Origin of the sequence: Niallia sp. FSL W8-0954 (assembly GCF_038005605.1) — a bacterium.
GTDB classification, from domain to species: Bacteria; Bacillota; Bacilli; order Bacillales; family Cytobacillaceae; genus Niallia; species Niallia circulans_A.
In genome coordinates, this window is the sequence record NZ_JBBOTN010000001.1 from 1292070 (window position 1) to 1313305 (window position 21236).

19 protein-coding genes are annotated in these 21236 nt (G+C 35.9%); 10 read left to right on the forward strand and 9 right to left on the reverse strand.

The window, feature by feature from the left end:
* Positions 1 to 196: 196 nt before the first annotated feature.
* The 6 genes from NX902_RS06460 (at position 197) to addA (ending at position 12360) form a co-directional block, all read left to right on the forward strand.
* Positions 197 to 2182: a S9 family peptidase gene (locus tag NX902_RS06460; RefSeq protein WP_341160663.1), complete on the forward strand. Its 1986-nt coding sequence runs from the start codon at positions 197 to 199 to the stop codon at positions 2180 to 2182.
* 334 nt (positions 2183 to 2516) lie between these two features.
* Positions 2517 to 3458, forward strand: a complete 942-nt coding sequence (locus tag NX902_RS06465) for an LCP family protein (RefSeq protein WP_172866211.1) — start codon at positions 2517 to 2519, stop codon at positions 3456 to 3458.
* Between the two features lie 217 nt (positions 3459 to 3675).
* A complete protein-coding gene (locus NX902_RS06470) occupies positions 3676 to 4296 on the forward strand; it encodes a TVP38/TMEM64 family protein (protein WP_095330084.1) in 621 nt (206 codons plus the stop codon).
* A gap of 38 nt (positions 4297 to 4334) precedes the next feature.
* A complete protein-coding gene (gene lepB / locus NX902_RS06475; protein WP_095330083.1) occupies positions 4335 to 4889 on the forward strand; it encodes a signal peptidase I in 555 nt (184 codons plus the stop codon).
* A 252-nt stretch (positions 4890 to 5141) separates the two neighbouring features.
* Positions 5142 to 8633: a helicase-exonuclease AddAB subunit AddB gene (gene addB, locus NX902_RS06480; protein WP_095330082.1), complete on the forward strand. Its 3492-nt coding sequence runs from the start codon at positions 5142 to 5144 to the stop codon at positions 8631 to 8633.
* Positions 8620 to 12360, forward strand: a complete 3741-nt coding sequence (gene addA / locus NX902_RS06485) for a helicase-exonuclease AddAB subunit AddA (protein ID WP_095330081.1) — start codon at positions 8620 to 8622, stop codon at positions 12358 to 12360. Before addB ends, addA begins: the two co-directional genes overlap by 14 nt.
* 87 nt (positions 12361 to 12447) lie before the next feature.
* On the opposite strand, the gene NX902_RS06490 is transcribed toward addA, so the two are convergent.
* The 7 genes from NX902_RS06490 to NX902_RS06520 form a co-directional block, all read right to left on the reverse strand.
* The gene (locus tag NX902_RS06490; protein WP_095330080.1) at positions 12448 to 12666 is read right to left on the reverse strand and encodes a spore germination protein; all 219 of its coding nucleotides are present in this window, start codon (positions 12664 to 12666) and stop codon (positions 12448 to 12450) included.
* Between the two features lie 49 nt (positions 12667 to 12715).
* Positions 12716 to 12934, reverse strand: a complete 219-nt coding sequence (locus NX902_RS06495; protein WP_047943094.1) for a spore germination protein — start codon at positions 12932 to 12934, stop codon at positions 12716 to 12718.
* Between the two features lie 129 nt (positions 12935 to 13063).
* Positions 13064 to 13576, reverse strand: coding sequence for a spore germination protein GerPE (locus tag NX902_RS06500; RefSeq protein WP_163187682.1), 513 nt, complete (start codon positions 13574 to 13576; stop codon positions 13064 to 13066).
* A 2-nt stretch (positions 13577 to 13578) separates the two neighbouring features.
* Positions 13579 to 13758 carry a hypothetical protein gene (locus tag NX902_RS06505; protein WP_016202027.1) on the reverse strand — a complete coding sequence of 60 codons (180 nt, stop codon included), beginning with the start codon at positions 13756 to 13758 and terminating at the stop codon, positions 13579 to 13581.
* Positions 13755 to 14390 carry a spore germination protein GerPC gene (gene gerPC, locus NX902_RS06510; protein WP_095330078.1) on the reverse strand — a complete coding sequence of 212 codons (636 nt, stop codon included), beginning with the start codon at positions 14388 to 14390 and terminating at the stop codon, positions 13755 to 13757. The genes NX902_RS06505 and gerPC overlap by 4 nt, the downstream gene beginning before the upstream one ends.
* Before the next feature lie 33 nt (positions 14391 to 14423).
* Complete coding sequence (locus NX902_RS06515; RefSeq protein ID WP_095330077.1) at positions 14424 to 14663, reverse strand: spore germination protein GerPB; 240 nt, start codon at positions 14661 to 14663, stop codon at positions 14424 to 14426.
* A 27-nt stretch (positions 14664 to 14690) separates the two neighbouring features.
* The gene (locus NX902_RS06520) at positions 14691 to 14912 is read right to left on the reverse strand and encodes a spore germination protein (RefSeq protein ID WP_095330076.1); all 222 of its coding nucleotides are present in this window, start codon (positions 14910 to 14912) and stop codon (positions 14691 to 14693) included.
* Positions 14913 to 15294: 382 nt separating this feature from the next.
* On the opposite strand from NX902_RS06520, the gene NX902_RS06525 reads away from it, so the two are divergent.
* The 4 genes from NX902_RS06525 to NX902_RS06540 all read left to right on the forward strand — a co-directional run bounded on the left by NX902_RS06525 (position 15295) and on the right by NX902_RS06540 (position 18431).
* Positions 15295 to 16200 carry a fumarylacetoacetate hydrolase family protein gene (locus tag NX902_RS06525; protein ID WP_163187636.1) on the forward strand — a complete coding sequence of 302 codons (906 nt, stop codon included), beginning with the start codon at positions 15295 to 15297 and terminating at the stop codon, positions 16198 to 16200.
* A gap of 65 nt (positions 16201 to 16265) precedes the next feature.
* Positions 16266 to 16604 (forward strand): YisL family protein, encoded by a 339-nt coding sequence (locus NX902_RS06530; RefSeq protein ID WP_095330074.1) that lies wholly within the window; start codon positions 16266 to 16268, stop codon positions 16602 to 16604.
* Positions 16588 to 17784 (forward strand): sensor histidine kinase, encoded by a 1197-nt coding sequence (locus NX902_RS06535; protein WP_123257226.1) that lies wholly within the window; start codon positions 16588 to 16590, stop codon positions 17782 to 17784. Before NX902_RS06530 ends, NX902_RS06535 begins: the two co-directional genes overlap by 17 nt.
* Before the next feature lie 2 nt (positions 17785 to 17786).
* Positions 17787 to 18431, forward strand: coding sequence for a response regulator transcription factor (locus NX902_RS06540; protein WP_095330072.1), 645 nt, complete (start codon positions 17787 to 17789; stop codon positions 18429 to 18431).
* Positions 18432 to 18591: 160 nt separating this feature from the next.
* Here the strand turns inward: NX902_RS06540 and NX902_RS06545 are convergent, their stop codons facing one another.
* Entirely contained in the window at positions 18592 to 19431 is an 840-nt protein-coding gene (locus NX902_RS06545; RefSeq protein WP_095330071.1) for a YitT family protein, read from the reverse strand.
* 356 nt (positions 19432 to 19787) lie between these two features.
* Positions 19788 to 21116 (reverse strand): hemolysin family protein, encoded by a 1329-nt coding sequence (locus NX902_RS06550; protein ID WP_123259795.1) that lies wholly within the window; start codon positions 21114 to 21116, stop codon positions 19788 to 19790.
* Between the last annotated feature and the right edge of the window lie 120 nt (positions 21117 to 21236).

Sequence of the window (21236 nt, forward strand, 5' to 3'; positions counted from 1 at the left end):
TGTTTATGATAATACCTTTTTTATTTCCTATTTTCAAGTGAATAATGACAATTTTAGAGTGGCTTACAGAATTGCTTCAATAATGTACAAAGCTCCCTTGCTATCTTTGATAAAATATAAAAGAAAAAAGACAGCTTAAGAAGGGAAAAGTATTTCAGTTGTCGAAATATATAACTACTTTAATTAAGGAAGGAAGATGGAAGTGAAAGAAAGTAAAAGAATAAATGCAGAAGATTTGTATGAATTAAATTCTGTGGTGGATCCTCAAGTAAAAGGGGAAGAGTGTTTGTATGTAGTCACTTCCATTTGCCAAGAGACTGATAAGTATTATTCCAATATTTATTATAAAGATCTAAACACACTTGAAACAATGCAATGGACGTTTGGGAAACATCAAAATCATTCTCCAAGATGGTCACCGACTGGAGAAGAAATTGTCTTTATTTCTAATCGATCTGGAAAAAATCAATTATTTTTATTAAGTAAAAAAGGTGGCGAAGCGGAGCAGCTTACTTATTTAGTGAATGGAGTAAGTAATCCTGTATGGTCACCTGATGGCACAGAAATAGCTTTTCAATGCCATTTTAAAAAAGAAGAGACAGTAGACGATAAAGAGATGAAAACAGATGAGAAGGAAGAAAAGCTCTCTGCTCTAGAAGTGACAAATATGAAATATAAATCAGATGGAAAGGGTTTTTGGGATGGCAGCTATGATCATATCGCTGTCTTAAATATTAAGAATAAAACAATCAAACAACTTACTTCTGGAGAAAATAATTATTATTTGCAAAGCTGGTCACCTAATGGTCAATACATAGCAATTAGTGCAGATGAAAGCAAAGAAAAGGACTTCAGTTTTATCTCTGATATTTATCTCTACAATAGAAAAGAAGAAAGTTGGAAGAAGATAACGGAAAGCAACGGAAATTATGGAAAAGCCACATGGACCCCTGATAGTAGAAGATTAGGATTAATAGGGAGTGACAGAGAGTATGAAAATGCCACTCTATCACAGCTATGGGTGTATGAGGTAGAAGCTGATTTTCTCCAATGTTTAACACCAGAATGGGATGTGAATGTTGGGGATTATGCAATCGGTGATTTTCAACAGGGAACTGTAACACCTGGTATGCTGTGGGGAGAGGACAATGAAAGCTTTACCTTTTTAGCAACAGATCATGGAAATACAGTTGTTTATTTTGGAAATACTTCTGGAGCGATCTATCCATCTCTTATTGATAACCAGCATGTATATGGCTTATCTACAGGAGGCAGTCTAAAAAAAGCGGTGGTGGCCATTAGTACACCTACACATCCCGGAGATTTATATACATTAAATTTAGAGACTGGAGAAACTAAGCAAATAACCAATGTAAATAAAGTGTTTGTGGAAACACGGGCATTTTCTGAAGCAGAACCGCTTCAATTTACGTCTCGGGATGGTTGGGATCTTCATGGGTGGTTAATGAAGCCACAAGGTTTTAAAGAGGGCGAAAAATATCCGATGGTAGTAGAGATTCATGGAGGACCGCATGCAATGTATGCTAATTCTTATTTTCATGAATTTCAAACATTAACATCCAATGGTTTTGCTGTACTATTTATTAATCCGAGAGGAAGCCATGGATATGGACAGCAATTTGTAGATGCTGTCCGTGGAGACTATGGTGGAAAGGATTATGAAGATATTATGGATGCCATTGATTATGCAATAGAAACATTTGATTTTATTGATGCTTCTCGCCTAGGGGTTACAGGAGGAAGCTATGGCGGCTTTATGACAAACTGGATTGTTGGACATTCAGACCGTTTCAAGGCAGCTGTTACACAGCGCTCCATCTCTAATTGGATTAGTTTTTATGGGGTAAGTGATATAGGGTATTACTTCACAGATTGGCAAATAAAAGCAGATTTAAATGATATAGAAACACTGTGGAAGCATTCTCCGTTAGCCTATGTAAATAACATACAAACACCTTTACTAATATTACATAGTGAAAAAGATTATCGTTGTCCAATTGAACAGGCAGAACAGTTGTTTATTGCCTTGAAGGTACAAAAGAAAAAAACAAAATTTGTCCGTTTTCCAGAATCAAATCATGAACTTTCCAGAAGTGGCAAACCTGCACTTCGAATAGAGCGATTAAACTATATTAACAATTGGTTTTTAGAGTACGTATAATTAATCAATAAAAGAGGGCGCCGTTGGGTGCCCTCTTTTATTGATATGGGATAATTCTTTTGGAATAAATACTTTGATTTTAAGAGGAGCGTATATGGAGACAGAGAGAGAAAAGGACAATGTTACCTTGCGATGTAATTTTAAGCAGAAAAAAATGTAGAATGGAACATTTTTTGATATGATAGTAAAAAGAAAGATAATGACGAAGAAATTAAGGGGCTAGATAAAGCATAGGAATTTACATGGAAAAGAAGGTCTATAAATTTTTTGCAAAGGCTACAATTAATAATGAAATAATTAAAAAATGAGATTGATATAGAAAGGATTAAAAGAAATGGGGAGAGAAGAATATAGAAAAGGAAAGAAAAGAAGGAGATTACGAAAAGGAAGAGTTTTTTTCCTGTTCCTTATTCTATTTATATTAGCTGTAACTATATATAGTATTTTTCAATATAAGCAAGGTGAGAAGCAATCGTTAGGGAAGATAGGAATAGACGAGGTTAAATATGAATTTAATGGGGAAAAAGATAGTAGCGGAGGCACAAATATTCTTTTATTGGGAAGTGACCAGCGTAAAGGGGAAAAACAATCTAGAACCGATACGATTATGATTGCCCAATACCATCCAGATAAAGGTACATATAAAATCATATCGTTAATGAGAGACATGTATGTAGATATACCAGGATATGGACAAGGTAGAATAAATACAGCTTATACGGTAGATGGTCCTGAATTACTAAGACAAACCATTAAACAAAATTTCGATATAGATTTACAATATTATGCAATTGTCAATTTTGAAGGATTTGAAGCAGTAATTGATGAAGCATTCCCAAATGGTGTAGAAATCGATGTAGAGAAGCAAATGTCTAAAAATATTGGTGTGACATTAGAGCCGGGACTACAGCATTTAAATGGAAAGCAGTTACTGGGATATGTACGTTTCCGACATGATGCAGAATCGGACTTTGGAAGAGTAGCAAGACAACAAAAGACATTACAAGCGATCGCTGATCAGGTTTCCGCTGTTCAAACATTTGCTAAATTGCCTAAATTGGCAGGGGTTATTATGCCATATATTAATACGAGCATGGATACTGGTGATATGCTATTTATCGGCAAAGATTTACTGACTTCAAAAAGTCATGAGGTAGAATCGTTAAGAGTTCCAGTAGACGGAACTTTCCAAGATATGAAAGTGAATGGGGCTGCTGTATTATCTGTCGATTTAGAAGCAAATAAAGCAGCGATAAAAGAATTTTTAGCGCAATAAATGGAGTTTTTTTAACATACTCTTTATATTTAATTAGCGATGTACGAATTAAAATGGTATAGGCAGAGGGATTTTGGGGCTGCCAATGTTAAAGCGAAAATGTCTATATAAGGAGCGGAAAGATCCTTGTATTTTATTAGATTAATTAAAAAATCAACACTATTAAAAGAATACACATACGAAAAGATGCGTAAGTTATACAAGGGGTTTTGTGCTCATGGATATGAACTTAATTAAAGAATGGTTTACGCTTGAAAGAATAATGGATTTAATTGATAGTTATCGTTCATTTGGACCGTTGCCAGGGGTCTTACTTCCGCTGATAGAAGCGTTCTTTCCTTTCTTGCCGCTGTTTGTTTTTATTATGGCTAATGTGAACGCATTTGGGTTTTGGCTGGGATTTCTCTATTCATGGGTTGGAACAATTTTAGGAGCATTGCTTGTATTCTCTATCATTAGGAAATATGGAAAGAAAAGAATGCTGAGATTTTTAAGTAATCATAAAAAAGTGCAGAAGCCAATGATCTGGATTGAAAGACATGGATTTGGCCCATTGTTCTTGCTTTTATGTTTTCCATTTACACCATCTGCACTTGTAAATATAGTAGCTGGTTTATCGAGAATTAGTACGAGCCAATATATTCTGGCAGTAATTGCGGGTAAGCTCGTTATGATTAGCACGATTAGCTTTATCGGTTATGATTTACGCTCCATGATTGCCCAGCCATTACGTACGATACCTGTCGCGATTGCTATCTTTATTCTTTGGTTTATTGGAAAAAGGATCGAAATTAAAATGAATAATGTTGGGATTGATGAGAAAGAGAGAAGCCATTAATAAAATGGTTTGTAAATATTGTTTGGAGGAGATAGAGGTTGAAAGAAGCAATAAAGAAAGAAAGCATAGAATGGTTAAAGGCATTTGCTATCGGAATTATCATCTTTATTATAATTCGTGCTTTTTTCTTCTCCAATTATGTAGTGGAAGGTGAATCGATGATGCCTACCCTGCAGGACGGAAATAAATTAGTTGTTAATAAAGTTGGTTATAAAATGACTGACTTTAATCACTTTGATATTATTGTTTTTCATGCAAATAAAAATGATGATTATGTGAAACGAGTAATTGGCATCCCTGGAGATAAAGTAGAGTATAGAGATGACCACCTATTTATAAATGGGAAAAAGTATGAGGAGCCTTTCTTAGATGATTACCGAAAACAAGTATCTTCTGGAAGGCTGACAGGGAATTTTACATTAAAAGAGATTACTGGTGAAGCTACAGTTCCAAAGGGGAAATTATTTGTATTAGGGGATAATCGATTAGGAAGCTGGGATAGCCGACATTTCGGATTTATTTCTATTGACCAAGTAGTTGGGAAAGTAAGCTTGCGCTATTGGCCATTTAATGAAATACAATTTTCTTTTTAGGGAAGGGTGGACGTAAGCATCTTTTTTTAAATAAATAAATAGCCAAAAATTATATGAATCTTTTTTTATAATTGTTTGGGTCTATCTTAAGCTGGGATAATTATGTCCCAGCATCTTTTTTTTGTTAAAACTAGCTCTTCGAAAAAGAGAAAAATTATCCAGCAGCACTTTTCTATAGAAACATGTGTTTCTATGTTATGATGATAATTACATAAAAGGAATAATGGAGATAGAAAAAAAGGGGGTTATTGGATGACTGTTCGCTTATTAACAGGTCGGTCTGGAACCGGGAAAACAACGTTCTGTATAGAAGAAATTCAAGCGAAACTTGCTGAAAATCCAGAAGGGAATCCGATTATTTATATCGTTCCAGATCAGATGACCTTTATGTCAGATCAACGTTTATTGTCTGGCTCGAATGTTCAGGGAATGTTTCGTTCGCAAGTATATAGTTTTACCCGCCTTGCATGGAGAGTACTGCAAGAAACAGGCGGAATCAGCCGCTACCACATTAATAGTATGGGTGTAAGCATGCTGATTCGAAAAATAATAGAAGAGAATAAAAATGAACTAACTCTATTTAAAAAAGTTGCCGATAAGAACGGATTTATTGATCAGGTAGAACAATTAGTCACGGAGTTTAGACGATATACTGTTACTCCAGAGGAACTGTTAGCAACGAAAGCGCAATTAGCAGGAACAAAAGAATCAACCAAGGCTTTACAGGATAAAATCAGTGACCTTGAATTAATCTATGAAAAGTTCGAAGAAAGAATTATTGGGAATTACATTGATGGGGAGGATTATTTCCGTTTGCTTGCGGAAAAGATTAGCGAGTCCTCTTATTTGCAAAAAGCTGAAATTTATATTGATGGTTTTTATAGCTTTACACCTCAAGAGTATTTAATCATTCAGCAGTTAATGCATACATGTGAAAAGGTCACGATTACGAATACACTCGATCCTTTTTCTTCCCAAAATGATGACTTAAGTTTATTCCGAATGACTACAGAATCCTTCCAAACTATTCAAGCGATGGCTAAGCAATTAGGAGTAGAAGTCGAGGTTGTCAAACTCGCAAAATTCAAAAAAAGTAGCCATCCATCGTTAGTTCATATAGAAAGTCATTTTGATAGCAGACCAGCTAGAGCTTTTACTGAAGATGCAACTATTAAATTTGCTGAAAGCGTAAATCCGCGTGCAGAAATAGAAGGGATTGCACGGGAAATCGTAAAACTTGTTAGACATAAGAATTACCGCTATCGAGAGATTAGTTTACTGTCTCGAAATTTGTCAGCCTATCAAAATATTATAGAAACTGTATTTAGAGATTATCATATCCCTTTTTTTATTGATCAGAAAAGTAGAATGCATGATCATCCTTTGGTGGAGCTGATCCGTTCCTCTTTAGAAATTTTCGATACAAATTGGCGCTATGAGCCGGTGTTTCGTTCGATAAAAACGGAGTTACTATTTCCACTTCATGAACGTAAAAATAAGATTAGAGAAAAAGTAGACAGGCTTGAAAACTATTGTCTTGCATATGGAATAAAGGGAAATAAGTGGACTTCAAAAGAACGCTGGAAGTATCGAAGAATTAAGGGGCTGGAATTTGAACAAGGTGTACAGACGGATGCAGAAAAGGAATTCGAACAAGAATTAAATGAACTGCGTCTCTCTTTAACTGCTCCTCTAATCCGTCTTCAAAACCGTTTGAAAAGAGGAAAAACTGGTAGAGCGAAATGTGAAGCACTATATTTATTTTTAGAAGAGCTTGAAGTGCCGGTGAAGATGGAGTATTGGAAGAATGAGTTAGAGAGCAAAGGGGAGCTAGTAAAAGCTGGAGAGCATGATCAAGCATGGAACAGTATAGTAGATCTATTAGATCAATTTGTGGAGATACTCGGGGAAGAGGAATTTTCAACAAAGCAATTTGCAACGGTGATTAGTGCAGGGCTAGATACATTAAAGTTTTCTCTTGTTCCTCCAGCACTGGATCAAGTATTGATTGCTGACTTAGAACAGTCTCGTTTAAATGATATAAAGGTTGCGTTTGTTATCGGTCTAAATGAGGGTGTTTTTCCATCGAGATTTCAGGATGAGGGAATACTTGCAGACACAGATAGAGAATCATTACAACAAAAAGGGATGAAGCTTGCTCCTACAAGCAAAACAAGGTTATTAGACGAGGAGTTTCTTGCATACAAAGCATTTACAACGCCAACGGATTATCTTTATTTAACCTATCCACTAGCAAATGATGAAGGAAAGTCTATCTTGCCATCTACTTATATCAAAAGAATGCAGGATCTATTTCCAAAAGCTGAAACTGTCTATTATATGTCTGATCCGAAAGAATTGTCAGAAGAAGGCCAGCTTGATTATGTGGTTCATTTACAAACAACTTTGTCTTACCTTACTGGCCAGCTTTATTTGAAGAAAAGAGAGTATCCTATCTATGATTTCTGGTGGGATGTTTACAATGAGTATATCGAACACCCAAATTGGAGAGAACCAGCCAAAAAGGTTTTTTCTAGTTTAACTTATCAAAATAAAACCGAGAAATTATCGGAACAAACAAGCAGTGAATTGTATGGAGATACTATTTCAGCAAGTGTTTCGAGAATGGAGTTATTTCATGCTTGTCCATTTTCGCATTTTGCTACCCATGGATTAAAGCTCCGCGAACGGCAAGTATATCGTTTAGAAGCACCTGCTATTGGTGATTTATTTCATGCAGCCTTAAAATATATTGCGGAAACAGTTATGCATCAAGAGTTAATGTGGTCTAGTTTAACAAGAGAGCAATGTGAAAGTTTAGCAAGAGATGCGGTAGAAATGCTCGCACCTAAATTGCAGAATGAGATATTGCTTAGTACTAATAGACATCATTATATAAAAAGAAAGCTAGAACAAATCATTAGCAGAGCTTCTCTTATTTTAAGCGAACATGCCAAACATAGCGGTTTCTCGCCAATTGATTTAGAACTTGAATTTGGACCAAAAGGTAAGCTGCCATCGATTTCTTTTCCGCTGAAAAATGGCACAAATATGAATCTGATTGGTAGAATTGACCGTGTTGATAAGGCTGAAGTTGGGGATGAAGTATATTTACGTGTAATTGACTATAAATCAAGTGGTCAAGAATTAAATATGAATGAAGTTTACTATGGCTTGTCCTTACAGATGCTTACTTATTTGGACTTAATTATTACAAACAGCACAATTTTGGTGGATAAGAAAGCGAGCCCGGCTGGAGTATTATATTTTCATGTTCATAATCCGATGATTTCAAGTAAAAAAATCCTTACATTAGATGAAATTGAAGAAGAGCTATTAAAGAAGTTTAAAATGAATGGGTTAATGCTGGGAGAAGAACGAGTCATTCAGTTAATGGATGAAACATTGGAAAAAGGGAATTCGCCAATTGTCCCGGCAGGTTTTAAAACTGATGGCACCCTTACGAAGGCATCGAAGGTAGCTACAAGAGACGACTTTAGCAAAATGCAAAAATTTGTACGTCACAAATATAAAGATTCAGGAAATAAGATTATTAGTGGAGAAGTAGGTATAGAACCTTATCGATTAAATGACAAGAAGCCTTGTACTTTCTGCTCGTTTAAGTCTGTCTGTCAATTTGATGAAGCATTAGAAACAAATCAATATAGACAATTGCCAGCCTACTCAAAAGACGAGGTACTGCAATTAATTAGAGAGGAGGCTAATACAAGTGAAAGAGATTAATATACCGGACAAGCCAGCAGATGTTACCTGGACAGATGATCAGTGGAAAGCGATTATGTCTAGTGGACAGGATATCTTAGTCGCAGCGGCAGCTGGCTCAGGTAAAACAGCCGTATTAGTTGAAAGAATGATTCGAAAAATCGTTTCCGATCAGCCAATCAATGTGGATGAATTGCTCGTTGTTACGTTTACGAACGCATCAGCAGCAGAAATGAAGCACCGGATCGGCGAAGTGCTGGAAAAAGAAATCAATGCAAATCCAGCCTCCCAGCATTTAAAAAGACAGCTGGTACTTTTAAATAAAGCCCATATCTCCACCATACATTCTTTCTGTTTAGAAGTTATTCGAAAATATTATTATCTAATTGATTTGGATCCAGGCTTTAGAATTGCTGATGAAACAGAAGGACAATTATTAAGAGATGAATGCTTAGAAGATCTTTTTGAAGAGGAATACGGGAAGGAAAATAATCTCGCCTTTTTTGATCTAGTAGATGCTTTTACAAATGACCGCAGTGATGATGCTTTGCAGCGAATGATTCAAGAAATATATGATTTTTCCCGCTCTAATCCATTTCCGTCTGCTTATTTACAGTCTTTAATCGAGATGTATGATAGGAAAGAAGATGCAGATATTACTGAATTGCCATTTATGAAGCATTTAATTGATGATGTGGAGCTGCAGCTAGAAGGTGTGAGGAAGCTGCTTGAGTATGGCTACGAATTGACAAAGCTTCCAGGAGGTCCCGCCCCGAGAGCGAGCAACTTCTTGGACGATTTAGAATTAGTCTCTATTTTAGAAAAGGCAAAGGCGCATTCCTGGGAAACTTTATATGAGGCCATGCAGTCATTGAAATTTTCACGGGCAAAACCTTGCAAAGGAGACGAATATGATCCAGCGCTAGTGGAAGAGGGACAAAGAATCAGAGATCGCGCAAAAAAAATATTGCAAGAAATGCAAAGCGATCTTTTTACAAGAAAACCACAGAACTTCTTAAAGGATATGGCGGCGATGAAGCCACATGTAGAGACACTTGTTTATTTAGTGGAGGCCTTTGGGCAAAGATTCCAACAAATAAAAATGGATAAAGGGTTAGTGGACTTTGCTGATTTAGAGCACTTTTGTCTAGCTATCTTAAGTCAGCCAGAAGAAAACAATACGGAGCTTATTCCATCAGAAGCAGCATGGTTTTATCGAAATCAGTTTAAAGAAGTGCTTATCGATGAGTATCAGGATGTAAACTTAGTGCAGGAATCTATTTTAAAGCTAGTAACAAAGGATAGTGAGTCGGAAGGAAATCTATTTATGGTTGGCGATGTAAAACAAAGTATTTATCGCTTCCGATTAGCAGAGCCTAATCTATTCTTAGCGAAATATCTTCGGTTTCAAGAACGGGAAGATGCTGGTTATAAAATCGATTTAGCGAAAAATTTTCGCAGTAGAAAAGAAGTATTAGAAGGAACTAACTTTCTCTTCAAACAAATTATGGGTGTAAAAGTAGGCGAAATCGAATACGATGAAAGTGCAGAATTAAAGCTAGGTGCAAGTTATCCAGAAGAAACTCCTTATCCGATTGAAGTTGCATTAGTAAATCAGCGTGATTCAAGCGAAGACATGGAGATGGACGGAGAATCAACGGGACTTGATGCAGCAGAACTGGAACAATCCCAATTAGAAGCAAGAGTAATTGCTGAAAAGGTAAAAGAATTATTTGAAACAAACCAAGAGGTATATGACGCAAAACAAAAAGCATATCGACCAATTCGTTATAAGGATATGGTCATCTTATTGCGATCCATGACATGGGCTCCGCAAATAATGGAAGAATTAAAGCAGTATAATATCCCGACCTATGCGAATTTAACAACTGGCTATTTTGAATCCACAGAAGTGGATATCATGATGTCTTTACTAAAGATTATCGATAATCCATATCAAGATATTCCGCTTGCTTCGGTTCTTCGCTCTCCCATCGTGGGATTAACCGAAGAGGAATTAAGTAAGCTGCGGATTGCCAAGAAACAAGGAGCTTTTTATGAAGCTATCCAAGCTTTTATTCAATCCAATAATCAGAAAGAAGAAGCTTTGTATGCAAAAATAAGACCATTCTTTGATAAATTTGCAGATTGGCGCTCTGAGGCAAGAAGAGGGGCGTTATCTGAACTAATTTGGAGGCTTTATCGAGAAACATATTTTTATGATTTTGTGGGGGGATTACCAGCAGGAAATCAGCGTCAGGCGAATTTGCGTGCACTTTATGACAGGGCTCGGCAATATGAAGAAACATCGTTTCGCGGGTTATTTCGCTTCCTGCGATTTGTAGAGAGAATGAGGGATCGCGGCAATGATTTAGGTGCTGCAAGAGCTTTAACCGAACAAGAAGATGTTATTCGAATTATGACAATTCACAGCAGTAAAGGTTTAGAGTTCCCATTTGTATTTATGGCAGGGTTGGGCCGGAATTTCAATACAATGGATTTAAGAAAGAACTTTTTATTGGATAAGGATTTAGGTTTTGCTACGAAATATATTGATGCCAAAAAGCGAATATCTTATCCGTCCCTCCCGCAAATTGCATTTGCTAAAAAGAAAAAAATGGAGTTGCTGGCAGAGGAGATGCGCGTCTTATATGTTGCATTAACTAGAGCAAAGGAAAAGCTGATTTTAATAGGTGCGGTGAAGGATATCGAAAAGGCAAAGCAGAAATGGTCCCAAATCGCAGGGCATTCAAACTGGCTTTTAAATGAATTTGATCGTGCCCAAGCGAAGTCATACTTAGATTGGATCGGTCCTGCATTAGTAAGACATCGTGACAACAAATGGATTCATTTAGAAAGTTGGAGTGAGAAAGAGGAAATTTCTTTCCATCCATCTAATTGGGAAGTGAAAATTCTTCAAAAAGAGGAGCTTCTAAACCGATCGGTGGAGGAAGAAAATAAAGAAAACGAATGGCTAGAAAAAGTATCGGAAGGAAAGCGAATGGATCGTTCCTCTGTATATAAAGATGACATTAAGGAAACTTTCGGATGGTCCTATTTTTCCAAGGAAAGCACCTCTCATCGCTCTAAGCAGTCTGTATCCGAATTGAAGCGTCAAGGAGAACTGCGGGATGCTCAAAGTGGGACAGATCTTGCTAAGAAATGGAAGCAAACGGTCTGGAATCGACCGAAGTTTATGCAGGAAAAAAAATTAAGCCCCGCAGAAATCGGAACTGCTATGCATATGGTTATGCAGCATGTAGATGTAAAAGCGATAGTTACAGAAGCTAGTCTGACGCAATTATTAGAAGATATGGTCAAAAAAGAACTATTATCGTCTGAGCAGGCAGAAGTTATTGATATTGCTTCTATTTTATCCTTTTTCCAATCACCTTTAGGAAAAAGAATGCAGCAGGCACCAAAGCTTGTAAGAGAAATTCCTTTTAATATTGCTTATCCAGCAAGCCGAGTATATGCAGACTGGCAGGGAGAAGAAGAGCCAGTTCTCGTTCAAGGAATTATTGATGTATTCTTTGAAGATGACTTAGGTACTGTATTGCTTGATTATAAAACAGACACAATATCTGGTCGTTATAAGAGTGGATATGAAGAAGCAAAACCAATATTAGAATCACGCTATAAAGTGCAAATAGAGCTTTATACAGAAGCATTGGAAAAAATCTTAAAGCGAAAAATAGAAGAGAAATACTTATTCTTTTTTGATGGTGCACATGTGTTGAAGTTGTAAAAATTCTCGTGTCCTATTCGTATAAAATGGCCTCCTGCAAAGCTTGTAGGAGGCCGAATTAATGTAGAAAGCGGAGTGGGATATTTATTAATTATTACCGGAAATAGGCTGATCAACCCCGCTGCTATCTGTATAATTGCTGGAATTGACTGCATTATTAGTGATTACAAATGCACCATTATTTCCAGTACCTGAACCTACTGTTGATTTTGCGTTGTCCTTAGGAGAAATAAATAGAGAATCTCCAAATTGCACAATTCCCTCTCCCGTGTTAACAATTTGAATCGGACCTATTATAGTAGGCATAATTATTTCCTCCTTGAAAAATATAATGGAACCTTAAGGGGCTTAGCAGCTAGTTATTTGCAACAACTGGTTGATCAAGTAAACTTGTATCTATATAGTTACTAGCGTTTAATCCATTATTTGTTATAATAAATGCTCCCGTATTGGAGGTACCAGAGCCTAAGGTTGCCTTTGAATTTCCTTTTGGAGAAATAAATAATGAATCCCCAAATTGTACAATTCCTTCCCCTACGTTAACAATTTGTACTGGTCCTACAATTGCAGGCATTTTTTTACCTCCTTGTTTCTATAACATGTTATTAGTTTATCTTTAGCCAGTATGGCCTATTAACATGGAAGATTTGGCTTTATAAAAGAAAGTGTAATTCCGAATGCATACACAATGGCATCTTTTTGATTATTCCGGTGCTGATGTTTCCACGTCTGAAATAGGCGAACCAGAGAGAGCCGTGCCAGTAACAGAGACAGAACTTTCACTTGCTGACATATCTAATTGGCCAGGTTCATTTAATGGAATTAAGTTATTTCCAGCTTCTGTCGCCATATCTTGCTCGAATTGACGAATGTGTTTAATTCTTGCTTCGGTATATATATGACGGCAATTCCCTATTTGAAGCAAGGAAGCAGAAGATATTCCTGTAATATTTATATGATGAACTTTAATAATCGGTTTAAGATTTTCAAAATGACATTCTACATTTTCCATAACCGGAATTAACGGGATAGGCTCCTTAAAAACATCATAGTCTTTATAATCACTTTCCGATCCATAAAAGAGTTCCTTTTGTCTTTGAACAGCTATAGCACGTGAAAGGGCTTGATGGTAAGTGGCGTCACCAAGCTCCACAATGGAAGAAAAGGACACAGTACTAATATTAATCGAATCGACAACAGAAGTACGTTGAAACATCATTAAATTTTGGGATGCAGTGGAACAAAGGGACCGATAATGAGAGATTCAGCAGGTGTATCAAAGGTGGAAGCTAATTGAATAGTTTGGGCATCACCCACTAAGCAGATAGAGGAGCTTGCAACCCCAATAATATTTATATTTCCTACTTGAAGCTCTCGATTGTATACTTGAAAATTCATTCTTTTCCACTTCCCTTCATATTATCCGGTATATTGCTTAAAAATAAATGCACGCCATTTTCCATTTCTTCCTTTAACGCTTTGATAATCGCTTCATTTGTTAAAATACTTCCATTTTGTTTACGGTTAGCACCTTGTTGTAAGTAATATTGAATTCTAGTGGGCAATTGTTTAGAAATATCATCTTGAATAAAGGTGACATATGATTCTTCTTCAGACATATTCAACTCTAATTGTTTCTTTCGAATGATATCTGGTAGTTCTAATTGAATAAATTGATTCATTTCCTCTTCTATATCCATAGATCGATTCATCATTTGCTTTGGATCAATTGGCGGATAGAAAGGGGCATGTGATTGACTAATTGGTGAACTTGGATTAATAGCCAGCTCTTCGATGTTGCTTAAATCCTCAGGGTTAAGTCCAATATTTAACGTTCCTTCTAACGTCTCTACTTTTAATTGGTCGAAGCTATAATCTATTCGTTCAATATGAACGGTTGGTTTTTCTTTTATCGCTGTAAGATCGTTGGTTAAGGCAGCCACTTGTTTCTCTAAATCGATTATTCTCTTTTCAAGCTGCTGTAAATAATGACGCATTTTTTCGCTGTATTCATAAAAATCATATGACAATTCTATCCCCCCTTTCCTTCGTGAAAATTAGTCCTATTTACGAGGAGACTGCAAGGGAACTGCTGGCGTAAAAACTGTTTCTTCTTCTGCAATGTTTAGTCCCGGCTCACTTGGAGAAAGCTCAGGAGCCGATTCTGTGAATCCACCTGTATTATATAAATAAGAAGCGGGTTTAATAATACCTGCACTTCCTATTTGTAATACGGAAGAGTTAGAGATACCTCCAATTTTAAGTGTATTTATTACGATAGATTGTTGAATAAAGTAATTCATGTTCACACACCTTTTAGTCTACTTACGCTACGCATTTGCTGCAATTGGCTGATCTATGCCATCATTATCATACGTATTAGTAGAACTACGATAGTTAGTAACATTTAATCCATCACCCGTATTAAAAGAGCCAGATCCAGAAAAAGTTTTCGCGCTAGAGATAGGCATCATTTTGTATACATCACCAATATTAAAAATAGAGCTACCTCCAACTGATATAACTTGAGCTACTCCAACAATAGCTGGCATATACAACATCCTTTATCCAATATTCTTATACATACTATGGAACTCAACGGAATAGGTGATACATTTACCTAGATAGATAACTTCACCAGTGAGTTTCCTTATCGATATTGATGGGTTAGTTGAACCATTCGGCCCATTACTAAGGCAATTCTTTCACCCGTCCTAAAGTCTTACTGTTCGTTATGAGTGGAGATTATCTTCTCTTAATTAGCCTATTCTTATGAATGGTTGTACTATGACAAGAAAACTGTCCATATGGATTGGCAAAAAATACTTATGACAGGACTATATTTTTTGTTAGGTTTTTTCTATTTGGAAAAAACATTTAGAAAGTTTATAATTTTCTTAAATGAGATAGCATGAAAAATGGAGGAGAAGCGAATTGAAATTTGCGACAGTTGCTATAGAGGAAAGAGTTTTGGTGGGGATAGTGGAGAAGAAGGGAATATTATCTTTAAATGATGTAGAGGAAAAACGTTCAGGAAGACGTCCTTATGCAGATGATCTTGTGATATGCCTAGAACAAGAAGATTTTTTAGAGAATGTGAAAGGTTTAATCGAATGGGTGGAAAATCAAAATAATAAAGATAATCTTTTTATACCAATCGAGAAGGCGAAGTTTCTAGCACCTATTCCTAGACCGCGAAAAAATATCTTTTGTGTTGGCAAAAATTATGAAGAACACGCAATAGAAATGGGAAGTAAAGCGGACATTCCTGAGCATGTGATGATTTTTACGAAAGCTCCAACAACGGTTATTGGTCATATGGGGGACATTATGGAACACAAACAAGTAACGGAGCAGCTTGATTATGAAGGGGAACTAGCTATTATTATTGGGAAAAAAGGAAAAGGAATTGAGAAAGAGAAGGCATTGGATTACATATTTGGCTATACGATCTTAAATGATATCACCGCTAGAGATCTACAGAAGAAGCATAAGCAATTTTTCATTGGAAAAAGCTTAGACACGACGGCGCCAATTGGACCATGGATTGTAACAAAGGATAAAATTTCTAATCCGAATGAATTAAATATTATTACTAAAGTAAATGGAGAAATAAGACAACAATCTAATACAAAGCATTTTATTTTTCCGATCGAGGAAATAATAAGTGTATTATCTAAAGGGATGACATTAGAACCTGGAGATATTATTGCCACAGGAACGCCTGCTGGAGTTGGGAAAGGATTTAACCCGCCACGCTTCTTAAAGGCTGGGGATAGCATTGAAATATCAGTGGAAGGCATTGGTACATTGATAAATCAAGTGGTAGCTGAGGAATAATGAGTCGAAAATAGAGCGATTAAAGCGATCTATGTTAAAATAATGGAGAAAAGGAGGGGATATATATGAGTTCAACAGATGCTCATGTACTGACATGGATTATCGGGCTAATTCTATTTGCCTTGTCATTCGGTTTACATAAAGCAGGAAAAGAAAAAGGAAGTAAAATCGTACATATGGTGTTACGGGTAGTGTATATTCTGATTATTGGTTCTGGAATTGGCCTACTTGCCAAAACAGGGATGGATTTCATGCATACAATTAAGATGCTTGTAGGCATTTGGGTTATCGGTATGCTTGAAATGGTACTTATTCGCACTAAAAAATCCGAAAATACAAAAACACTATGGATTTTATTGGTAGTTTCTTTTGCGCTTGTGTTAGTGATTGGATACAGCATTTAATAGAAACGAGCTTGTAGAAGAGATATCTTTTACAAGCTTTTTTATAAAAGAAGATCAAGGAGAAAAGGGAGAAACAATGAAGGACTTTTCGATAAAAATAGTGGTTCTGATTTTTTTATGTTTGGGCGCTTTATATCAGGCATATAACATTGATGCTTGGCATTTTGCTATGCACTTATTTCTATTTTCAATTATTATAGGATTCTATTTTCTCGTTCCTGTATTTAAAAGAAAAAGCATACCGTTTCTTGCTATCGTTGTTATGCTTGAATTAATCCTGTTTACAGTAGGAAGAGAGTTATATAGCTATCTATTACTAATGCTTTTGTATTTTATGATAGTAATGAGTAGGTATATATCAACCAATTTATTTCGGATTGTTATTAGCTTGTTTCTTATAATAAATGCTGCAACAGTTATTATAATTTCTCCCTATTTAGCTTTGATTTGGATAAGTTTTCTCCTGTTAATCTCCTATTTACTTATACATGCAAATGAACTGGAGGAGGATTATCGCCAAATAAGAAATACATATGAATCTTTACTAAATGATTATCGTATACAGAAAAGACAATCTTACTATAATGAGCATGCAGCAAGAGTGGAGGAGAGAAATTTAATTGCCAGACAGATGCATGATTCCGTCGGTCATAAATTGACTGCTTTAATGATGCAAATCGAACAATTTTGGATTAAGGAGAAAAAGGATCAATATTTAACTTTGAAAAATATGACAGCTGACAGCTTAGAAGAAACAAGAAAAGCAGTACGTCTTTTACAAGTAGAAGAGCCAAGAGGAATTGCTTCTATTATTACGCTGATAAAAAAATTGGAAAGTGAAAACAATATTCACGTCCATTTTACAACAAAGCAGGGGGTACTCCAAGCAAACCTGAGTAATAAACAAAGTGCTGTTCTCTATCGATCCGTACAGGAAGGTATCACCAATGCAATGAAGTATGGAAGTTCGAAAGCTGTCCATATTACACTAGGTGTTTCCCCGATTGGGCATTTGACATTTGAAATCAGAAATCCTTATATTCATAAGCATCCCTTTCATTATGGTTTTGGTTTAGAAAATATGAAAAAAAGAATAGAAGAAAGACATGGGAAATTAGAGGTTCTTCAATCAAATGGAGAATTTATCCTGCAAGGAAATATTCCTGTTGGGGAGGAATGAAGATGATTCGCGTGTTAATTGCGGAGGATCAAGCAATTGTTAGAAATGGCTTAAAGATGATTATTGAACAAGAAGAAGACATCAAGGTGGTTGCTGAAGCGGAAAATGGAAAAGAAGTGTTGCTTTTATTAGAAAAAACAATCGTTGATATTGTTTTAATGGATATTCGTATGCCAATTATGGATGGAATGGAAGCAACGAAACAAATTCGTCAGCAATTTCCACATATAAAAATACTTATCCTCACTACTTTTAATGATGAGGACTACGCAATAAAAGCATTCCAAGAAGGAGCAAATGGTTTTCTGCTAAAAACGACAGATAATACTACTTTAGTAAATAGTATCAAAAGTTGTTTGTCGGGTGGCATGTCGATACATGATCAAGTTGCCGCAAAATTAATGCCAAAGCTGTTAAAAAAAGAGAACATGCCTGAGAAAGAACGGGATCAGACGGTTGTGTTAACAACACGGGAAATTGAAATCCTCAAAAAAATAGGCCAAGGGAAAACAAATAAAGAAATTTCCCGTGAGTTATTATTATCTGTTGGAACGATTAAAAATCACATCACTCAAATTCTAGCAAAATTAGAATTAAGAGATCGAACGCAATTGGCTATATATGCGGTGCGGAATGATTATATTTGATCTCCTTGCCTGCTAAGTAATAGGAAAGCGAAGTGGAGTCATTTGCGGCTGCTTTCTTTTAACCTTCTTTTTTGAAATCAAAACCCAAACGATTATACAAGAGGTTTATTAACATTTCTGTATAATGGTTCGGGTTTATATGCTGACTGAAATAGCCTCATTATGCTTTAGAAAGGTGAATAAACCCTTCGCCAAAGACGTCTCTTACATCATGAATGGTAATAAAAGCATCCTCATCTGTTTGTTTTACTATTTTCTTTAGTTTTACAACTTCTTGTTTATTAATAATAATATAGAGTATTTCCTTGTTCTCTTTTGTATAGTAGCCATGACCTGATAGTACAGTAACGCCACGGTTTAATTGTTCGTTTACTTGATCCGCAATTTCAGCAGGATGATTGGAAATAATCGTGACTGCCTTCTTCGGATTAACTCCTTCTATCACAAATTCCATCACCTTTGTTCCCACATAGAGCATAATAATTGTCAGCATCACACCTTCTGCCTTTATTAGGAAGAAGGAGGCGAAAACAACAAGGAGATCAAAAAACAGTAAGCCATAACTAATACTCCAGCCGAGATATTTATTGGTTAGTCTTGCTAGAATAGTCGAGCCAGCTGTTGTCCCGCCTACTCTTATAATTAATCCAATTCCAACTCCGGCAAATACACCGCCGAAAATAACATTAACAAATAATTCGTCAGAATGGATCGACCATGTCTCTGTTAGATGCAAAAATAAAGAGTTGAAAAAAACAGCAATAATGGTATAAATAATCATTTGTTTATTTAAGAATTTATAACCGATTATAAGCAGAATGGTGTTTAAAGCAAAGTTGACGATACCTGGAGACCATTGAAATAAGTAATAAGCTATAATGGCTAACCCGGTTACTCCTCCTTCTCCCAAATCATTAGGAATAACAAATAAATTGACAGCTAATGCAAAAAGGAAGGCTCCAAAAATAATCACTAGGATATCCTTTCCGTATTTTTTCATGAAAAAAACCTCCAATAATAACAGAAACTTAATGCAAACTATTACCAGTATAATAAAGAGAGAGCCTAATTCAAAGGAAAAGTTTTAGAAGTGATTAGATTTAGTTACTCAATTGGATAAATGTTGGTATAAAAGGGATAGATGCGGAAAATATGGAGAAGGGAGTTTAAATGGCGCTGTAATCTTTGTAAAAGACACCATGAAATAGAGAGTAGGCGAAAGACAGGGGTTTTCATGTAGTCTAATAGAAAGAGAAGTATATTCAGCCTGTGGGGATAATCACAGATATTTATATTTATGGCTGGGAAACTTATGTCCCAGCCAAAACATAAATTTAAGTCAGTTCATTGGAAAACTTATGTTTCTAAAGAAGTATTTGATGGGAACTGCTCTTCGATTATTTTTGTAACCTTCACTTGGCTGATTCTGCGGTCCACAATTTCCTCGACTTGAAATTCGAAATTGTTAAAGAGGATGGTTGGTTTTTCATTCTCGTTAGGAATATAGCCAATCTTGCTGATGAGAAAACCACTCAATGTATCATAAATTTCTATCGGCAAGGTAATTTTCAATAATTCTTGCACATCATCTAGACTGATAGTCCCTTGCAATAAATAGGTATGTTCCCCGATAATCTTAATCTCAGGAGGTTTTGGTTCATCATATTCATCAAAAATATTGCCGACGATTTCTTCCACTAAATCCTCCATTGTCACAATACCGTCTGTTCCACCGTATTCATCAACGACAATTGCGAAAAGGACATTATTTTTTTGCATCTGGATAAATAGTTCATCAATTCTTTTTGATTCTAATACAAAATATGGTTCGCGAATAATCTTACTTAGTTGAAAAGAGGTCTCTTCTTTCCCCATATATGCTAAAAGATCTTTAGAATGGAGGATACCGATAATATTATCCATATTTCCCTCATATACGGGATAGCGAGTATACATTTCACGATTCACAAGAGTAGCTATCTCTTTTAACGTATAATGGGAAGGAATAGCTACCATATTAGAGCGATGGGTCATAATATCTGTGACATCTTTATTATCCAATTCAAAAATATTATGTATCATCATTCGCTCATCTTCATCAATACTTCCTCTTTCATTTCCTACATCTATCATCATTTTTATATCTTCTTCTGTTACTTCCTCCTCTTCATCATCTGGACGAACGCCGAAAAGCCGTGCAACTAAATTAGTAGAGAAAGTTAAGAACGCGACAAATGGTGCTGTTATTTTAGAAAGCATTGTTAGAGGACTTGCAGCGAACATCGCAATTCCCTCTGCTTTCTTCAAAGCAACTCGTTTAGGAACTAACTCACCAAAAACAAGCGTGAAATAAGATAATAACAGTGTAATAATAATGACGGAAATAGAATCAAGCAAACCTTTAGAGAGAGGAATCCCCATCCTTAAAAATAACTCTGTTAAGTGACCAGAAAAGCTGTCCGCGGCAAAGGCACTGGCTAGAAATCCTGCTAAAGTAATTCCAATTTGGATTGTCGCCAGAAATTTACTCGGCTCTGACAGCAATTTATGGACTATTATAGCCTTCTTATGACCTGTGTCAGCCATATGTTTAATTTTATTGTCATTTAAGGAAATGAGCGCAATTTCTGCTGCAGCAAAGAAAGCGTTTAAAGCAATTAAGATGACCAGAACTAAAATGCCCAAATCTTTCAGCTCCTTTCCGATGAGTATCTTTTATTTGTTTTACCCTTTTTAAACGAAAGTATGCTTGTTAATAAGCAGCAGCTTATTGCATTAGCATAAAAAGAAATGACTGTAGTAAAT

Excerpts from the sequence above, each read along its gene's own strand:
- NX902_RS06460 (WP_341160663.1), top strand. The coding sequence starts at position 197 with ATGGAAGTGAAAGAAAGTAAAAGAATAAATGCAGAAGATTTGTATGAA.
- NX902_RS06465 (WP_172866211.1), top strand. The coding sequence starts at position 2,517 with ATGGGGAGAGAAGAATATAGAAAAGGAAAGAAAAGAAGGAGATTACGA.
- NX902_RS06470 (WP_095330084.1), top strand. The coding sequence starts at position 3,676 with ATGGATATGAACTTAATTAAAGAATGGTTTACGCTTGAAAGAATAATG.
- addB (WP_095330082.1), top strand. The coding sequence starts at position 5,142 with ATGACTGTTCGCTTATTAACAGGTCGGTCTGGAACCGGGAAAACAACG.
- NX902_RS06490 (WP_095330080.1), bottom strand. The coding sequence starts at position 12,666 with ATGCCTACTATAATAGGTCCGATTCAAATTGTTAACACGGGAGAGGGA.
- NX902_RS06495 (WP_047943094.1), bottom strand. The coding sequence starts at position 12,934 with ATGCCTGCAATTGTAGGACCAGTACAAATTGTTAACGTAGGGGAAGGA.
- NX902_RS06500 (WP_163187682.1), bottom strand. The coding sequence starts at position 13,576 with ATGTTTCAACGTACTTCTGTTGTCGATTCGATTAATATTAGTACTGTG.
- NX902_RS06505 (WP_016202027.1), bottom strand. The coding sequence starts at position 13,758 with ATGAATTTTCAAGTATACAATCGAGAGCTTCAAGTAGGAAATATAAAT.
- NX902_RS06515 (WP_095330077.1), bottom strand. The coding sequence starts at position 14,663 with ATGAATTACTTTATTCAACAATCTATCGTAATAAATACACTTAAAATT.
- NX902_RS06520 (WP_095330076.1), bottom strand. The coding sequence starts at position 14,912 with ATGCCAGCTATTGTTGGAGTAGCTCAAGTTATATCAGTTGGAGGTAGC.
- NX902_RS06530 (WP_095330074.1), top strand. The coding sequence starts at position 16,266 with ATGAGTTCAACAGATGCTCATGTACTGACATGGATTATCGGGCTAATT.
- NX902_RS06540 (WP_095330072.1), top strand. The coding sequence starts at position 17,787 with ATGATTCGCGTGTTAATTGCGGAGGATCAAGCAATTGTTAGAAATGGC.
- NX902_RS06545 (WP_095330071.1), bottom strand. The coding sequence starts at position 19,431 with ATGAAAAAATACGGAAAGGATATCCTAGTGATTATTTTTGGAGCCTTC.